Source organism: Ruegeria marisflavi (assembly GCF_025673445.1).
Lineage (GTDB): Bacteria > Pseudomonadota > Alphaproteobacteria > Rhodobacterales > Rhodobacteraceae > Ruegeria_B > Ruegeria_B marisflavi.
In genome coordinates this window covers 64,966-82,885 of record NZ_JAOVQN010000010.1, presented here as the reverse complement: position 1 = coordinate 82,885, position 17,920 = coordinate 64,966, and the positions used below count along the sequence as shown (strand labels likewise).

Here is a 17,920-nt window from a genome sequence, read left to right as displayed (position 1 = left end):
GGCCCATGGCGGACGGAACGGAAAGCGAATCCCGCAAGCTGCTTGGACGGCTGCGAGAAGCGATGGCGTCGGACGAAGCCGGTCAGGCTCGTCTGGATCGGATTACCCATCTGATCGCCGACAGCATGGGAACCGAGGTCTGTTCGGTCTATCTGTTCCGCGACGCCGAAACGCTGGAACTGTGTGCCACCGAAGGGTTGAAACCCGAATCTGTCCACCAGACACGCATGCGTCTGGGCGAAGGTCTGGTTGGTCGCGTGGCAAAGTCGGGCAAGGTCGTCAACACGCCCGACGCGCCTTCGGCCAAGGGTTTCCGATATATGCCGGAAACAGGCGAAGAGCGTTTCTCCTCCTTCCTTGGTATCCCGATCCAACGGCTTGGCGAAAAACTGGGCGTGCTTGTTGTACAGTCCCGCATCGCCAGGGAGTTCTCGGCCGACGAAGTCTATGCTTTGGAAGTGGTTGCCATGGTTCTGGCCGAAATGGCCGAACTGGGTGCCTTTGTCGGCGAAGGCGCCGCTTTGTCGCCGCTCCATCAGAAGTCCGCGATGTTCCGGGGGGGGACCGGGCAGGAGGGTGCGGCCGAAGGTCATGTCTGGCTGCATGAACCTCGTGTGGTTGTCACCAACCCGATTGCCGACGATCCGCATCGCGAACTGGAACGGCTGAATGAGGCGATCGAAGAGTTGCGGGTCGGCGTCGATCGGATGCTGGAAATGTCCCAGAATGGCGACAAGGAGCAGCTGCAAGTTCTGGAAGCTTATCGCATGTTCGCCAATTCCAAAGGCTGGATGCGGCGGATGGAAGAGGACATCGCGCGCGGTTTGAGTGCCGAGGCGGCGGTCGAAAAGGAACAGTCGCAGGCGCGGGCCCGAATGGAGCAGGTACAGGATGCCTACCTTCGTGAACGGCTGGCTGATCTTGACGATTTGTCGAACCGGCTTCTTCGCATCCTGACAGGTCAAGGCAAACAAACAGGCGCTGATCTTCCGGCCGACCCGATTCTTGTTGCACGCAACATCGGCCCCGGTGATCTGCTGGAATACGGTCGCTCTCTTAAAGGGATCGTGCTCGAAGAGGGTTCGGTCGGTAGCCATGCTGCGATTGTCGCCCGTGCCTTGGCGATCCCTCTGGTCGTTCATGCGGAACGCATCACGACCGAGGCATTGAACGGTGACCATATCCTTGTCGACGGTGACCAAGGCATTGTGCATCTGCGTCCAGAAGACAGCGTTGTCAGTGCCTTTCAGGACAAGATTGCGATGCAGGCCGATGCCCAGGCACGTTATGTCTCGATTCGAGAAACCCCTGCCGTCACGCTGGAAGGGCAACGCATCAATTTGGTGATGAATGCGGGCCTGATGGCCGATCTGCCTTCGCTCGAAAGTTCGGGTGCTGAGGGGGTGGGACTGTTCCGCACCGAGTTGCAATTTCTGGTGCGCAACCAGATGCCGAAACGCTCGGAACTGGTGGCGCTTTATTCTCGGGTGCTGGATGCAGCCAAAGGTAAGCGTGTAGTCTTCCGCACGCTCGATATCGGGTCGGACAAGGTTCTGCCCTACATGAAGCCAACCGACGAGCCCAACCCGGCGCTGGGCTGGCGTGCGATCCGGGTCGGGCTGGACAAGCCTGGCATCATGAGAATGCAGTTGCAGGCACTGATCCGTGCGGCCAACGGACGTCCGCTGACGATCATGTTCCCCTTCGTCGCGCAAGCCGAAGAATACCGTGCCGCCCGTGTCGAGGTAGACAAGACCATCGAGCGTGAGCGAATTCTGGGCCACAAGTTACCGGAATCCCTGGAAATTGGTGCGATGCTCGAAACGCCATCTCTGGCGTTTGCACCGCAAAAGTTCTTTGACGAGGTGGGCTTTCTCTCAATCGGGGGTAACGATCTCAAGCAGTTTTTCTTTGCCGCCGACCGCGAAAACGAGCGTGTCCGCCGCCGTTATGATACGTTGAACTGTAGCTTTTTGACTTTCATCGAAAAAATCGTCGAACGATGTGACGAGTCCGGCACACCGCTCAGCTTTTGCGGCGAGGATGCAGGGCGTCCTATCGAGGCAGTCTGTTTGGCCGCGATGGGAATTCGCACTCTGTCGATGCGCCCAGCTTCAATTGGGCCGGTTAAAAGTTTGTTATTGAGAACAGACTTGAGGAAGCTACGCGAGATCATCTTTGCAGAGCGTTACAAGGGCGTGCAGTCTGTGCGGCCTGCGATAACCGAATGGTTCCGTCAGCAGGGCTGAAGAACATCCAGACTCCTACTTTCTGGCAAGCTCCAAGGGGACAAATCCCGATGTTTGGCAACTGTGCCACCTTTCACTGAATATTCTCAGAATTTCATATGATTGGGATCAGACTCTCATGCTGGCCCTGAATATGAGCTTTTGTGGCGCAAGCTCCCGGCACGTCGGATATGTGGATAACTCAATCGGTTTTAGACCCAGAATTTTTAACGTAATATGATCTTCGTAATAGATATTTTGGCAATTGAGTTAAAAAAATTACCACTGTACGACTGGCGACCAATCTACTGCACATACTATTCACAGGAGTATAGTGGATAAAATGGCAGTAACAGATTGCCCGACCTGAACGTCCCTATGACGGGATGCGTGAAAGACCAAGGGGTGAAGAAAAGTATTGGCATTATCTATGATTTTTCGTTTATTTTTAAATGGTTATATGGTTATGCTTACGTCGCTTTTTGCAATGATCAGGAGTACTCTCGGTCGCCGAGTTGCCACGAAGGTTCAGGTCGAATTTTGCGGGAAGTTGAGGTTTAAATATTTGATTTTTATACATATTAAAGGTACATCCAAGGCGCTTTGTGGCCTTCCGAACAAATTTCTGGCCTCGCTGGCTCCGATTTGCGCCGACTGACAGGTCCCAAGGCGGCTACAGCGCTGTTTTGTATTCTCCATGACTTGATATTCTCGTGGAACTGAGTAAAGAAGATGAAGAAATGTTATCGCTAACATTTGGCTGGATGTGATGTTGCTTTGGTGCGATCCGTCTGGGCCCTCGCAAAGGAAGAATAATGGTATCCCGTGTTATTCCGGTTGAACCGTTCGATCTTGTCCTCTTCGGCGCTACCGGAGATCTGGCCCGGCGGAAAATTCTCCCCGGGCTCTTTCATCGCTACGAAGTTGGCCAGGTCCCGGAAGAGGCACGCATCATTGGTTCGGCTCGGACCGACATGAATCCGGATGACTTCAAGGCCGATGTCAGGGCGGCGATAGAGGAATTCACGCCGGATACCCCTTCCAGGCCGGCGGTTCTGGATCGGTTTCTCGGATGTCTCGATTATGTGTCGGTTGATGCGATGTCGGATGCAGGCTGGGCGGCCCTGAATGACCGGTTAAGACCGGATGTTGTGCGCGCCTTCTATTTGTCGGTCGGTCCGTCACTCTTTGCCGGGATCGCTGAGCAACTCGAAAAACACGGGATGGCGACCCCAGACGCCCGTATCGTGGTGGAAAAGCCGTTTGGCCGGAACCTGGAAACCGCGCGCGATCTGAACGCCAGCCTGCGAAAGTTCTTTCAGGAGCATCAGATTTATCGGATCGATCATTACCTGGGCAAGGAAACGGTGCAGAACTTGATGGCGCTCAGGTTTGCCAACTCGCTGTTCGAACCGTTATGGAACGCGACCCATATCGACCATGTCCAGATCACGGTTGCCGAAAGCCTCGGGATCGAGGGGCGAGAAGCGTATTACGATCACTCCGGCGCCATGCGGGACATGGTGCAGAACCATCTGGTGCAGCTTCTCTGCCTGACCGCGATGGAGCCTCCCTCGAAGTTCACGCCCAATGCGGTGCGGGATGAAAAGGTCAAGGTGATCGAGGCGCTCGATCCCGTCGCGTCGACGGACATTGCGCGAGGGCAATACCGCGCCCTTGAAGGTGAAGATGGTTATCTCGATCATGTCGGTGATCCGCAAAGCCGAACGGAAAGCTTTATCGCCATGAAGGTCAGGATTGCCAACTGGCGCTGGGCCGGGGTGCCGTTCTACCTCAGGACCGGCAAGCGGTTGCGCGCGCGGGTGTCCGAGATCATGGTGCAATTCCGCGATCCGCCACACACGATTTTCCCCAATGTGGAACCTGTTCACGGCAACAAGCTAATCATCCGGTTGCAACCTGACGAAGGGATCACCCTTCGGACCACGATCAAGGATCCGGGACCGGGCGGCTTCCGTCTGGCCGAAGTGCCGCTCGACATGAGCTTTGCTGAGGCGTTGGGCGCGGATTCCCGGCCACAGGATGCTTATGAGCGGCTCGTGATGGATGTGATAAGGGGCGATCAGACGCTGTTCATGCGCGGCGACGAGGTTGAGGCGGCCTGGGCCTGGGCCGATCCCATCATTGAGGGATGGGAGCGCACCAGAGACAGACCCTTCCCTTACGACCAGGGCAGTTCAGGCCCCGAAGAGGCCCTGATGCTGATGCATCGCGACGGGCGCCGCTGGCGCCAGATAGGAGGTTGAGCATGGTTCGATCGGTCATCCAACGGGTCACCGACAGGATTGCGGCACGCAGTGCTGCTCCGCGCTCTGCCTATCTTGACCGGATGGAGGCTGCCCGGGCCAACGGACCTGCGCGCGCACATCTGAGCTGCTCGGGTCAGGCGCACGCCTATGCCGGGGCAGGAGAGGATCAGCAGAAACTGGCAAGCAGCAGCGCAGGCAACCTGGGGATCGTGACCAGCTACAACGACATGCTGTCGGCGCATCAGCCGTTCGAACGTTATCCCCACTTGATCCGCCGCGCAGCCCGGACAGCAGGTGGAACGGCGCAGGTGGCTGGCGGCGTGCCTGCCATGTGCGATGGTGTAACCCAGGGAGCCCCTGGTATGGAGCTGTCGCTGTTCTCCCGCGACGTGATCGCGCTGGCGGCCGGTGTGGCGCTCAGCCACAACACCTTCGATGCGGCGGTGTTTCTGGGTGTGTGCGACAAGATTGTGCCGGGCCTGGTAATCGCGGCGCAGACGTTCGGGCACCTGCCTGCTGTCTTCATTCCCGCTGGGCCAATGACCAGCGGCATGCCCAACGATGAAAAGGCCAAGGTGCGCCAGAAATTCGCGGCGGGCGAGTGCGGCCGAGCAGAACTGATGGCGGCCGAGATGGCGGCCTATCATGGTCCGGGCACCTGCACCTTCTACGGCACCGCAAACACCAACCAGATGCTGATGGAGTTCATGGGTCTGCACCTGCCGGGGGCCAGCTTTGTGCCGCCGAACACCGGTCTGCGCGATGCCCTCACCGAAGAGGCCGCGCGCCGGGCGCTTGCCTTGAGCGCGCTGGGCAACAGCTATACCCCCGTGGCGCAGATTCTCGATGAACGCGCCTATGTCAACGGTATCGTCGGGCTTATGGCGACAGGCGGATCGACCAATCTGCTCATTCATCTTGTTGCCATGGCGCGGGCGGGGGGCATCCTGCTGGACTGGGCCGATTTTGCCGATATTTCTTCGGTCGTGCCGCTGGTTGCGCGCGTCTATCCCAACGGTCTGGCGGATGTGAACCATTTCCATGCCGCAGGCGGGTTGGGATACACCATCCATACCTTGCTGGAGGCTGGGCTTCTGCATCCCGACACGCAGACGGTCGCCGGGCAGGGGCTGGAGCGCTACACACAGGAGCCGACGCTGACCGATACCGGGCTGACGTGGCAGAACGGTACGGATCACAGCCTCAACGAAAAGATCCTGCGACCCGCCTCGGACCCGTTCCAGCAGACCGGCGGCCTGTCGCGGCTGACCGGCTCGCTGGGCACCGCTGTCATGAAGGTTTCCGCAGTCGCCACGGAACACCGTATTGTCGAAGCCCCGGTGCGGGTGTTCCACGATCAGGAAGACGTCAAATCCGCTTTCCGGGCCGGGGAACTGACCGGGGACATGGTCGTGGTGGTCCGTTTCCAGGGGCCAAAGGCAAACGGCATGCCCGAACTGCATTCGCTGACCCCGATCCTGTCAATCCTGCAAGGGCGTGGGCAAAAGGTGGCCCTTGTCACCGATGGCCGCATGTCGGGGGCCTCGGGCAAGGTTCCGGCCGCGATCCATGTGGTGCCCGAGGCGCTGGATGGCGGCCCGATTGCGCGGTTGCAGGATGGCGACATGGTGCGGGTCGATGCCGAGACTGGCGTTCTCGACATCCTGACAGATGGGGCGCTCGATCGTGCGCCCGTCTTGGCGGACCTGTCGGGCAGTCAATTCGGCACCGGGCGCGAGCTGTTCTCGGCGTTCCGCGCGGTTGTCGGATCTGCCGACACCGGCGCCAGCATCTTTGGAGGGTAGGGCGATGAAATTCACCGAAACACGGGCAATCTGCGAACTGGCCCCGATCGTGCCCGTTCTGGTGATCGAGGACGCGGCGCAGGCGCGGCCATTGGCCGAAGCGCTTGTCGCGGGCGGTCTGCCCGCGCTCGAGGTGACACTGCGCACGCCTGCCGCACTCGAAGCGATCCGGCGCATGGCCGAGGTGCCGGGCGGCGTGGTCGGCGCCGGCACTCTGGTCACGCCCGAAGACGTCCGCGCCGCCAAGGCCGCCGGTGCCCGGTTCGGCGTGTCGCCGGGGGCCACTGACCGGTTGATCGCCGCCTGCGAGGCGGAGGGTCTGCCGCTTTTGCCCGGTGCTGCCACCGCCAGCGAGGCGATGCGCCTCTTGGAGATGGGCTATGACATGCTCAAGTTCTTCCCGGCGGAGGCATCGGGCGGCGCACCGGCGCTCAAGGCCATCGGCGCCCCTTTGCCGCAAATCTCATTCTGCCCGACGGGCGGCGTGTCCCCCGGGAATGCCGATACCTACCTGAGCCTGCCCAACGTGGTCTGCGCCGGCGGCAGCTGGGTTGCCCCCCGCGAGATGGTACAGGCGGGCGACTGGGCCGGGATCGAGGCCCTCGCCCGTACAGCCTCGCGGCTGGGGCGGGCGCGGTAAGCCTCAGTCCGATCCGCGAAAGATCCGTAACATCAGCCGTTTGTACCAGCCACCTGACCTATCCGGGTCATCACTGGCATGGGTGCGCTGGGCCGCGGCGCCGACCGGGTCCACCAACTCCTTACCGCCTTCGAATTGAAGACGGTAGAGGTCGGCATAGATGCCGCCGCGTGACAGAAGCTCCTCATGGCTGCCTTCGTCCACGACTTCGCCGCGTTCCATCACTACGATCTTGTCGGCGTTGCGGATGGTGGACAGGCGATGCGCGATGACCAGAGTCGTGCGCCCGCCTGACAGCTGGTCCAGCGCCGCCTGAACGACCTTTTCCGATTGCGCATCCAGGGCCGAGGTCGCCTCGTCCAGCAACAGCACCGGGGTGTCGCGCAACAGCGCCCGGGCGATCACCACCCGTTGCCGTTGCCCCCCCGACAGGGCCGAGCCGCGCGGGCCGACCAGGGTATCCAGCCCATTTTCCAGCTTGGGCAGGAAATCCGAGACATGGGCGGCATCCAGCACCTGCTTCAGCTGCGCTTCGCTGACATCGGTACGGCCTAGCAGGATGTTCTCCCGCAGGGTCTCGTCAAACAGCAGCGCCTCTTGCGTCACCACCGAGAAGAGGCCACGCAACTTCTCCAGTGACATCTTGCCGACCGGCACATCACCCACGGAGACGCTGCCCGATTGCGGATCCACCAGACGCGTCAGCAGGTTAAAGATGGTGGACTTGCCCGCGCCCGAGGCACCGACCAAAGCGGTGGTCTTACCCGCTTCGGCCGTCAGGGTCAGCTTGCGCAGCACCTGCGCGTCGCCATAAGAGAGCGAAACATCCTTGAGCGCGATCCCGGGCAGGCCCGAGGGGGCCGCAACCGGTTTCGGCGGCGACAACAGCAGGATCGGCGCGTCGAGCAGGTCCTTGATCCGCTCCAGCGCCGCTGCTGCCGCCTGCCAGGTGCCCGAGATCGAGGCTAGCCGCCGCATCGGGTCAAAGCTGAGGCCGATGGCGGTAAAGAAGCTCATGAACTGGCCGACGCTCTTTTCCCCGGCGATGATCTCGGCCCCGCCATAAAGCAGCACGCCCATGAAGCCGAGCCCCGCCATCACGTCGACCAGCCCGGTGATCGAGGCCGTGCCGAACGAGGCGCGCACCTCGGACCGGACATAGGTGTTCATATGTCCGCCGAAACGGTCGAGCTGGTATTCCTCCAGCCCGTTCAGCTTGATCGGGACGATACCGTGGAAAATCTCGTCCAGCCGGGTCGCGAGCGTCGCGCCCTGATCGCGGGCCATCGCGGCCTTTTTTCGCACGTATCGTTGTGCCGCCGCAATCGGCAGAAACGCGATCGGCACGCCCACCAGCATCACCAGCGTCCAGACCAGATCGACATTCACCGCGACCCCCAACAGCACGACGAGCGACACCAGGTCCTTGCCCGCGCCGGTGATGATGACCTGCCAGACCTGGTTGACCGACCCCACATCCACCTGCACCCGCTGGATCAGGAATCCCGGCGGATGGGTCTGGTGAAAGGCGGTGTCCTGCCGGATCAGCCGTTTGAGCAAGTCCTTCCGCAGATGTGCCGCGGTTTCCTGCGAAATCCGCGCCAGCAGCACCTTCTGCCCGACGCTGGCCATGCCGCGTACTGAAAAGATCACGAAAAACGCAAGGCTGACCCAGACCAGCGCATCGGCGTTGCCGTTGACAAAGATCTCGTCGAACATCGGCTGCATCATGTAGCTGATCGCGCCCACCATCGAGCCTTCGAGCAGCATGAACAGCATCGCGATGCCGAGCAGGCCCATCCGGCTCTTGAGGTAGTTTCGCCAGAGCCAGCCCACCAGCTCGCGCGAGGACATCGGTTTTGCGCTCATGGTCGGGCCTTTGGTCGGGGGAATGGGGACAGATCGCGTGTCATGGTCGGCCCATTTAAGCAGGAGACCGCCGTGGCGCAAGCATTGCGCGGCTTGACCCGGCGGCGCATCCGGGCAGGGTGTTGGTCAAAGAGGTTGATCCGGGGAGAGGATTCAGGATGGCGGACACAGGATTTCAACCGGTTTCGGGGTTCGATTTGCCACGGTTCGCGGGCATTGCCAGTTTCATGCGCTTGCCGATGATAGATCTGGACGATCCGCGCCTGCCGCGGGTCGACATCGGTTTGATCGGCTTGCCCTGGAATGCCGGAACCACCAACCGCCCCGGTCCGCGCCACGGGCCACGGCAGGTGCGCGACATGTCCACGATGATCCGCGCGCAACACGGGGTCAGCGGCGTGCGTCCGTTCGAAACGGTCAATTGCGCCGATCTGGGCGATGTGCCACCCAATCCGGCCGACCTGTCGGACACGATGGACCGGATTACCCAAATGCTCACCCAGTTGCGAAGGGCCGGTGTCCTGCCGGTCTGCGTCGGTGGTGACCACCTGTGTACCCTGCCGGTCCTGCGGGCATTGGCGGCTGACGCGCCCCTGGGGCTGATCCATTTCGACAGTCACACCGACCTCTTTCATTCTTATTTCGGCGGGTCGATGTACACGCATGGCACCCCGTTCCGCCGTGCTGTCGAAGAGGGGCTGCTGGACCCGGCCCGGATGATCCAGATCGGCATTCGCGGTACCGCCTACGATTCGGAAGATCGAGAGTTTGCCGCCGCGCAGGGCATACGAATTGTCACCATCGAGGAACTGTTCGACCGTGGTCTCAAGGATGTGATGGCCGAGGCGCGGTTGATCGCTGGCACTGGGTCGACCTATGTCAGCTATGACATCGACTTCATCGACCCGGCCTATGCGCCCGGGACAGGCACGCCAGAGGTGGGCGGGCCAAACGCCTTTCAGGCCTTGCAGGTTGTGCGGGAACTGGTGGGCGTGAACATCGCGGGCGCCGACCTGGTCGAGGTGTCGCCGCCCTTCGACAACAGCGGCGGTACCGCCTTCCTGGCGGCGTCGATCCTGTTCGAAATGCTTTGCGTCATTGCCCCTGCACTGGCCGCGTCGCGCGGGGTGGATTGACGCCGCGAAACCGCTGGCTAGGGTGTGCCCAATGCAGACAAAAGGCACGGACATGACGGGCAACATCTCTCTGGCGCAGGGGCGCGAGTATCTGGCGATTCCGGGGCCGTCGGTGATGCCCGAAGAAGTGCTGCGCGCCATGCACCGGCCCGCGCCCAACATCTATGCCGGTGCACTGATTGACATGATGCCTGGGCTGACAGCCGACCTGCGGCGCATGGCCCGGACCGAGCACGATGTCGCCATCTATATCGCCAACGGTCATGGTGTGTGGGAGGCCGCACTGGCCAACACCATCGTACCCGGTGAACTGGTGTTGATACCTGCCTCCGGCCGGTTCTCGCACGGTTGGTCGGAAATGGCACGGGGCTTGGGCGCCGAAACACAGATCATCGACTTCGGCAAATCCGCCCCCTGGGACATGGATCGCATCGCCGAGGCGCTGCGCGCCGATACCGAACACCGGATCAAGGCGGTGCTGGCGGTGCATGTGGATACGTCCAGCTCGATCCGCAACGATGTGCCCGGATTGCGCAGGCTGCTTGACGAGCTGGGGCATCCGGCCTTGTTGATGGCCGATTGCATCGCCTCTTTCGGCTGCGATGTGTTCGAGATGGACACCTGGGGCGTCGATGTCATGGTCACCGCCTGCCAAAAGGGGCTGATGGTGCCGCCCGGCGTCGGTTTTGTCTATTTCAATGAAAAGGCGGCGGCCAAACGGGCCACCATGCCGCGCGTGTCCTGGTATTGGGACTGGGTGCCGCGCGGCAATCCGGATGAGTTCTTTCAGTATTTCGGCGGCACCGCGCCCACGCATCACCTCTATGGCCTGCGCGCGGCGCTCGACCTGATCCATGGCGAGGGCATCGAACATGTCTGGGCGCGCCACGCCAAGCTGGCCCGCGCCATCTGGGCCGCCTGCGAGATCTGGGCCGAGGGCGGCGATCTGGTCCTGAACGTGGCCGATCCCGCGTTCCGCAGTCATGCGGTGACCGCGCTCCGCCTCGACAGTGGCAAGGGTACTGCCTTGCGCCAGTGGACTGAAAAGACCGTTGGCCTGACGCTGGGGATCGGCCTTGGGATGGCCGGGCCGGGCGATCCCGCGCGCGACAAGTTCTTCCGCCTTGGCCATATGGGTCATCTGAACGGCCAGATGGTCATGGGATTGCTCGGGAGTATCCAGGCAGGGTTGACGGCACTGAATGTGCCCCATGGCAAGGGCGCACTCGAAGCGGCGGCAGGCGTGATCGCGTCCTGAGCTAGCCCGCCCGCTGTGCCAGCCGGGTGATGCCGTGGTTCAGGGCCATGGCCAGCAAGAGCGACGCGAACATGCCCCACATGGCCCAGATCAGGACGAAAACCCAGGTCAGGTTCACGCCCAGCATGATCAATGCCGCATTGGTGTAGTCGGGCGCCCGCCCGATGCGATGGTCGTCCATGTCCGGCAGTTTAGGGTCTTTCCCGTAAATGTCAGGTAAAACCTTGGCGATCAGCCGCGCGCGATCTCCAGCGCGCGGGGCAGGGCGGCGGCAAAGGCATCCAGTTCGGCAGCGGGGCCGCAGCTGACGCGAATGCAACGGTTTTGCGGCGCGGCGAAAGGCATCCGTACAAAAATGCCAAGCGAAACCAGCGCATCCAAAACTGCCTTTGCAAACGCGCCATCACTACCGCAGTCAATCGCTACGAAATTGGTGGCCGAGGGCAGCGGTGTCAGCCCGTTGTCACGTGCGATGGTGGCGATCCGGTCGCGGGCCGTGCTGATTTCGGATTGTACATGCGCCAGCCAATCGCCATCGGCCAGTGCCGCCAGCGCCCCGGCCTGCGCGGCCCGGTTCATGCCGAAATGGTTGCGCACCTTGTTGAAGGCGGCGATCAGCTCGGGCGCGCCAATGGCATATCCGACGCGCGCGCCCGCCATGCCATACACTTTGGAGAAGGTGCGCATCCGCACCAAGCGCGGATCGTCAGAATCCACCGGCGCGGCGGTACCCTCTGGGGCGCATTCCACATAGGCCTCGTCCAGCACCAAGAGCGTGTCTTCGGGCAGCGCCTGCATCGCGGCAACGATATCGGCCCCCTTGTGCCAGCTGCCCATCGGGTTGTCCGGGTTGGCGAGATAGACCAGCTTGGCCCCGACCTCACCCGCCTTGACAAAAAGCGCCCTCGGGTCCTCGTGATCGCCCGCGTATGGCACCTTGTGCAGCACGCCGCCAAAGCCCGCGACGTGATAGTTGAAGGTTGGATAAGCGCCCTCGGAGGTGACGACAGCATCGCCCGGTCCCACCATCAGGCGAACGAGATATCCCAACAGCCCGTCGATCCCTTCGCCCACCATGATGTTGTCGGGGCGCACCCCGTGATGCGCGGCCAGCGCCTGACGCAGGTCATGGTTTTCCGGGTCGCCATACATCCAGACCTCAGCCGCCGCCTGTTGCATTGCTGCAATCGCACGTGGCGAGGGGCCATAGATGCTTTCATTGGCACCCAGACGGGCGGCAAAGGGTGCGCCGCGCTGGCGCTCCTGTGTCTCGGGGCCGACAAAGGGCACGGTGGCGGGCAGCGATTGGGCAAGCGGGGTGTATCGGGGTCCGGTCATGCGCGCCACATAAGCGCAAGCCGCGGTGCCGGGCAAGGCTTGCCTTTGCTGGCCCCGCCTCGCATGGTGCGCGCAAATCCAAAGAGGTACCCATGCGTTACGTTTTGATCCTGTTGCTCGCCGGCCTCGGCTATCTGCTGTTCTGGCCCATCCCGGTGGCGCCCGTGGCCTATTACCCGCCGGAAAACCCCGGATTTACCGGTGAATTCGCCGAGAACCGGGTCCTGGACAAGGCCGAGTTCGTGCCGCTCCCCGAGGGAGAGATCGGGCCCGAGGATCTCGCGGTGATGCCGGACGGAACGGTCTACACGACCTCGCTGGCGGGTAATCTCTATCGTATCGACGGGGCGGCGCCGGAACTGGTCGACCGGTTGGGCGGGCGGCCGCTGGGCCTCAAGGCAGGACCCGACGGCGCGCTTTACATCGCCGACAGTTTCCGGGGTATCCTGCGCTGGACAGCGCCCGGCAAGGTCGAAACGGTGGTGGACCGGATCGACGGCGCCCCGGTGATCTATGCCAACCAGCTGGATCTGGGACGGGACGGCACGATCTACTTCTCGAACTCCACCGACCGGTTCGATCCCCGAACCCTCGGCGGCACCAAGCCCACCTCGGTTATGACCGTCTGGGAACAGTCCGATACCGGCTATGTCGCCCGGCGCACACCCGACGGAAAGGTCGAGAAGATCGCCACCGGCTTTGTATATACCAATGGCGTGGTGCTTTCGCCGGACGGGAATTTCCTGCTGATCAACGAGACCGGGCGGGCGCGGGTGCACCGGCTGTGGCTCAAGGGCGAGAAGGCAGGCCAGACCGAGGTGCTCCTCGACAACCTTCCGGGTTATCCCGACAATCTCGAGGCGCAGGGCGACGGCACCTATTGGCTGGCCTTTGCCAGCCCGCGCGTGCCTGCCGAGGCGCTGATGCCTTACCCTTTCCTGCGCAAGGTGGTCTGGCGATTGGGACCCAAGGTACGCCCCGCGCCGATCCATCGCGGCATGCTGATCCAGTTCGACGGGCAGGGGCGCATCCTGCGCACGGTGCAGGACCCCGATGGCCGGTTGGGCATCACCACCGGCGGCAAGCAGGTGGGCGAGCGGTTCTATGTCATGACGCTGGACAGCCCCGGTTTTGCCCGCATGGCGGCCGCTGACCTGCCCTGATCTGCCCCCACGTCGGGCTGGCGCTTGAACACAAGAGCGGGCAGTCTGGCGCCAAACAGGAATGGAGGCCCCGATGGCGCGCGTATCCGTCGAATACAAGGACCATGTCGCATTTGTCACCCTGACCCGGGGGGACAAGATGAATGCGCTGGACGAGGCGATGTTCAAGGCGATTATCGCGGCGGGGCAAGAGGTTGCGGCCTCGGACGCGCGGGCGGTGGTGCTGTCGGGCGAGGGTAAGAGCTTTTGTGCCGGGCTCGACGTGTCGAACTTTGCGGCCTTTGCGGGCAAGAACCCGACCCAGATGCTGATGCCGCGCAGCCATCACGATGCCAATGACTTTCAGGAGGTGGCGCTGGTCTGGCGCAGGGTGCCAGTACCGGTGATCGCGGCGCTACATGGGGCGGTTTATGGCGGTGGGTTACAGATTGCGCTGGGCGCCGATATTCGGATTGCCGCACCGGATACGAAACTGTCCGTGCTGGAAATGAAATGGGGCCTGATCCCGGATATGGGCGGCATGGTGCTACTGCCGCAGCTGGTGCGCTCGGATGTGCTGCGTCTGCTCACATATACCGCGCGGCCCATCAGGGCCGCCAAGGCGGCGGAATGGGGGCTGGTGACAGAACTGGCCGATGATCCGCTGGCCGAGGCCACAGCGCTGGCGCAAGAGATCGCGAGCAAGAGCCCCTCGGCGATACGTTCGGCCAAGCGCTTGATTGAGCTTGCTGAATCGGAGCAGCGAACCGATGTCTTGCTGGCGGAATCGCAGGAACAGGCGCGGCTGATCGGCAAGCCGGATCAGATGGAAGTAATCGCGGCCCAGTTGCAGGGGCGCGCCCCGGTCTTCAAGTAGCGGGTTCAGACTTTCGCGAAAGTCTGAAGACAAATCCTCGGAGAGGATTTGAGACAATTCCTTGCAGGAATTGGGTTCTTGTCAGTGTCGCTAATCGACCCCACCGGTTCTTGGCTGGTGGGGTCTCTATGTTGAGTATTTTCAGCGAAATGAAGGGGTTAGCCGAGTTCCGCCAGGCGCGCCAACGCCTCGTCGATCCGGGCCTCTTCCTCTTCGCGGGCGGCGAGGTTTTCGCGGGCCTCTTCAACCACTTCGTCCGGCGCGGACTCCACGAATTTGGGATTGTTCAGACGCCCGCGCAGCCCGCCCAGCTCCTTGGCGAGCTTGGCCTTGGCCTTTTCCAGCCGGTCCTTCTCGGCGCTGATGTCGATGATCTCGGCCAGCGGCAGGCCAAAGGCCGCGCCGGGGGCAGCGATCGAGATGCAGCCCTTGGGCATGACATCCGCTTTGGTCAGGCTGTCGATCCGCGCCAAACGTTTGATCAGTGCCTCGTTCCGGTCCCAGGCGGCCTGCCCGTGATCGTCGATTTCCGTCACGATCATAGGCACATAGAGGCCGGCGGGCACGCGCATCTGGGCGCGCGCGGACCGCGTGTTCTCGATCACCGAGATCACCCAGTTCATTTCGCGGTCAGCGGCGTCATCGACCAGATCGGCCGCCTTGTAGGCGGGCCAGTCGGCGTGCACCAGCATCTTTGCCCGCTCCGCTGTCAGCCCCCAAAGCTCTTCGGTGATGAAGGGCATGATCGGGTGCAGCATGATCATGCACTGGTCCATCACCCAGGCCATGGTGGCGCGGGTTTCCTCTTGCGCGGCGGTGTCGTCGCCTTGCAAGAGCGGCTTTGAAAGCTCCACATACCAGTCGCAGACCTTGCCCCAGACAAAGGCGTACAAAGCGTTTGCGGCATCGTTGAAGCGGTAGCTGTCAAGCGCCGCGTCCACCTCTTCGCGCACGCGGGCGGTTTCGCCGATGATCCAGCGGTTCACCGCGAATTGACCGTTTTGTACGTTTTCCAGGCGGGTGATTGACCGTTTTGTACCGTCATAAACGCCGTTCATCTCGGCAAAGCGGACGGCGTTCCACAGCTTGGTGGTGAAGTTGCGATAGCCGGTGATCCGCTCTTTCGACAGTTTCAGCACGCCGCCAATCGCCGCCATGGACGCATTGGTAAAGCGCAGGGCGTCGGCGCCAAACTCGTCGACGATCTCCAGCGGGTCGATGACGTTGCCGGTGGTCTTGGACATCTTCTTGCCCTTCTCGTCGCGGACGAGCTGGTGCAGATAGACGGTGTTGAACGGCACCTCGTTCACGACAGCAAGCTGCATCATCATCATCCGGGCGACCCAGAAGAACAGGATGTCGAAGCCGGTGATCAGGACCGAGGTCGGAAAGTACCGGCGCATCTCGTCGGTATCCTCGGGCCAGCCCAGCGTGCCGATGGGCCAGAGGCCGGAGGAGAACCAGGTGTCGAGCACGTCGGGGTCGCGGGTGATGCCGATCACTTCGATTTCGGGAGCATTCGGATCAGAGAACTCGTTGGAGAGTTGCTTTTCAACGAGTTCTTTGACTGTAAGGTCCGTAGGGATGACCCGGACGTCCCCGTAGTAGCTCTCAAATTGGCGAATGGCTTCTTCTTCTGTAGCAGCACAAACGCTGTGCATTTCGTCGAAGAAGAGAACTAACGCTCCGTCGTTGTTTGTTTTTGCCTTCGGCCCATACCAAACCGGGATCTGGTGCCCCCACCAGAGCTGGCGCGAGATGCACCAGGGCTCGATGTTTTCCAGCCAGTGGTAATAGGTCTTTTCGCCCGATTCAGGGATGATCTTGACCGTGCCGTCGCGCACCGCGTCCAGCGCGGGCCCCACGACCTTTTCGGCGTCGACGAACCACTGGTCAGTCAGCATCGGTTCGATCACCACCTTGGAACGGTCGCCAAAGGGCTGCATGATGGGCTTGGCCTCGACCAGCGGCACGATGGCTTCCGCCCCCTCGGCGCCGGGTTTCAGCGCGGCGGTGCCCAGGCGCGGGTCGGAGGCCACGGTCATCACGGCGAGACCTTCGCTGGTGATTTCGTCCACCACTTTTGCCCGCGCTTCGAACCGGTCGAGCCCGCGCAGATGGTCGGGGACCAGGTTGATCACGTCGATCTCGTTCTCGGTGAACGCTCGCCCGCGCGCATAGTCCTGCGCCTTGCCTGCTTCTTCGGCATAGGGCGCACCGTCGGCCCGCATCACGCCGCGCGTGTCCATCAGGCGGTAGAGCGGGATGCCGCCACGCTTGGCCACCGCATAGTCGTTGAAATCATGCGCGCCGGTGATCTTGACCGCGCCCGAGCCGAAATCCTTGTCCGGGTACTCATCGGTTATGATCGGGATTTGGCGGCGATGCTCTTTGGGGCCGACCGGGATTTCGCAGAGCTTGCCGACGATGGGGGCATAGCGTTCGTCCGAGGGATGCACGGCAACGGCGCCATCGCCCAGCATGGTCTCGGGCCGGGTGGTGGCGATGGAGATATAGTCGCGCTCTTCCTCAAGCACGATGTTGCCGTTTTCGTCCTTTTCCACATAGGTATAGGTGGCCCCGCCCGCGAGCGGGTATTTGAAGTGCCACATGTGACCCGCGACCTCGATATTCTCGACCTCGAGATCGGAGATCGCGGTCTCGAAATGCGGATCCCAGTTGACCAGCCGCTTGCCGCGATAGATCAGGCCCTTGTTGTACATGTCGACAAAGACCTTGATCACCGCGTCATGAAAATTCGGCGAATTTTCGTGGCCGGTGCGCGGGTCGCCCGCGGCGCCCGCCATGGTGAAGGCATTGCGCGACCAGTCGCAGGAGGCGCCGAGTCGCTTCAACTGTTCGACGATGGTGCCGCCGTACTGGCCCTTCCACTCCCAGACCTTCTTGAGGAACTCCTCGCGGCCCAGTTCGCGGCGCGAGGGCTGCTGGGTGGCGGCCAGCATCTTTTCCACCTGCATCTGGGTGGCGATGCCCGCGTGGTCCTGACCGGGCTGCCAGAGCGTGTCGAAGCCGCGCATCCGGTGCCAGCGGGTCAGGATGTCCTGAAGCGTGTTGTTGAAGGCATGGCCCACATGCAGCGCGCCCGTGACGTTGGGCGGCGGGATCATGATGGTGAAGCTTTCGTCGCGCGAACGGTTGGCGCCCGCCTTGAAGGCGCCGGCCTCTTCCCAGGCCTTGGTGATGCGGGCCTCGGCCTCGGCCGCGTCGAATGTCTTTTCCATCGCCATCGTGGTGATCCCTTCGGTCAATCGAGGGATCAATTACCCAAAGGCGGGGCGAAGGAAAAGGCGGCTGGCCATGTTTTCTTGCTGCATCGGGCCGGATCATGGGTGGAGG

General features: G+C 62.1%; 12 protein-coding genes. 8 read left to right on the top strand and 4 right to left on the bottom strand.

Annotated elements, in window-relative coordinates; genetic code table 11:
• Positions 1 to 5 precede the first annotated feature (5 nt).
• The 4 genes from ptsP to eda all read left to right on the top strand — a co-directional run bounded on the left by ptsP (position 6) and on the right by eda (position 6,943).
• Complete coding sequence (gene ptsP, locus OEZ49_RS11260) at positions 6 to 2,249, top strand: phosphoenolpyruvate--protein phosphotransferase (RefSeq protein WP_263388393.1); 2,244 nt, start codon at positions 6 to 8, stop codon at positions 2,247 to 2,249.
• Between the two features lie 794 nt (positions 2,250 to 3,043).
• Positions 3,044 to 4,495, top strand: coding sequence for a glucose-6-phosphate dehydrogenase (gene zwf / locus OEZ49_RS11255; protein WP_263388392.1), 1,452 nt, complete (start codon positions 3,044 to 3,046; stop codon positions 4,493 to 4,495).
• A 2-nt stretch (positions 4,496 to 4,497) separates the two neighbouring features.
• The gene (gene edd / locus OEZ49_RS11250; RefSeq protein ID WP_263388391.1) at positions 4,498 to 6,303 is read left to right on the top strand and encodes a phosphogluconate dehydratase; all 1,806 of its coding nucleotides are present in this window, start codon (positions 4,498 to 4,500) and stop codon (positions 6,301 to 6,303) included.
• 4 nt (positions 6,304 to 6,307) lie between these two features.
• Positions 6,308 to 6,943: a bifunctional 4-hydroxy-2-oxoglutarate aldolase/2-dehydro-3-deoxy-phosphogluconate aldolase gene (gene eda / locus OEZ49_RS11245; protein WP_263388390.1), complete on the top strand. Its 636-nt coding sequence runs from the start codon at positions 6,308 to 6,310 to the stop codon at positions 6,941 to 6,943.
• 3 nt (positions 6,944 to 6,946) lie between these two features.
• On the opposite strand, the gene OEZ49_RS11240 is transcribed toward eda, so the two are convergent.
• The gene (locus OEZ49_RS11240; protein WP_263388389.1) at positions 6,947 to 8,812 is read right to left on the bottom strand and encodes an ABC transporter ATP-binding protein; all 1,866 of its coding nucleotides are present in this window, start codon (positions 8,810 to 8,812) and stop codon (positions 6,947 to 6,949) included.
• A 158-nt stretch (positions 8,813 to 8,970) separates the two neighbouring features.
• Between OEZ49_RS11240 and speB the strand changes: the two genes are divergently transcribed.
• Positions 8,971 to 9,948 carry an agmatinase gene (gene speB / locus OEZ49_RS11235; protein ID WP_263388388.1) on the top strand — a complete coding sequence of 326 codons (978 nt, stop codon included), beginning with the start codon at positions 8,971 to 8,973 and terminating at the stop codon, positions 9,946 to 9,948.
• Between the two features lie 52 nt (positions 9,949 to 10,000).
• Entirely contained in the window at positions 10,001 to 11,206 is a 1,206-nt protein-coding gene (locus tag OEZ49_RS11230; protein ID WP_263388482.1) for a pyridoxal-phosphate-dependent aminotransferase family protein, read from the top strand.
• Position 11,207: 1 nt separating this feature from the next.
• Here OEZ49_RS11230 and OEZ49_RS11225 read toward each other — a convergent pair whose 3' ends face one another.
• Positions 11,208 to 11,387: a hypothetical protein gene (locus OEZ49_RS11225; protein ID WP_263388387.1), complete on the bottom strand. Its 180-nt coding sequence runs from the start codon at positions 11,385 to 11,387 to the stop codon at positions 11,208 to 11,210.
• Between the two features lie 50 nt (positions 11,388 to 11,437).
• Positions 11,438 to 12,544 carry a pyridoxal phosphate-dependent aminotransferase gene (locus tag OEZ49_RS11220; RefSeq protein ID WP_263388386.1) on the bottom strand — a complete coding sequence of 369 codons (1,107 nt, stop codon included), beginning with the start codon at positions 12,542 to 12,544 and terminating at the stop codon, positions 11,438 to 11,440.
• Between the two features lie 92 nt (positions 12,545 to 12,636).
• Here OEZ49_RS11220 and OEZ49_RS11215 point away from each other — a divergent pair, with 92 nt between their 5' ends.
• Together OEZ49_RS11215 and OEZ49_RS11210 are read left to right on the top strand one after the other, a co-directional pair.
• Entirely contained in the window at positions 12,637 to 13,707 is a 1,071-nt protein-coding gene (locus OEZ49_RS11215; protein ID WP_263388385.1) for an SMP-30/gluconolactonase/LRE family protein, read from the top strand.
• A 73-nt stretch (positions 13,708 to 13,780) separates the two neighbouring features.
• Positions 13,781 to 14,563: a crotonase/enoyl-CoA hydratase family protein gene (locus tag OEZ49_RS11210; protein ID WP_263388384.1), complete on the top strand. Its 783-nt coding sequence runs from the start codon at positions 13,781 to 13,783 to the stop codon at positions 14,561 to 14,563.
• Between the two features lie 158 nt (positions 14,564 to 14,721).
• On the opposite strand, the gene OEZ49_RS11205 is transcribed toward OEZ49_RS11210, so the two are convergent.
• Complete coding sequence (locus OEZ49_RS11205; RefSeq protein ID WP_263388481.1) at positions 14,722 to 17,811, bottom strand: valine--tRNA ligase; 3,090 nt, start codon at positions 17,809 to 17,811, stop codon at positions 14,722 to 14,724.
• Between the last annotated feature and the right edge of the window lie 109 nt (positions 17,812 to 17,920).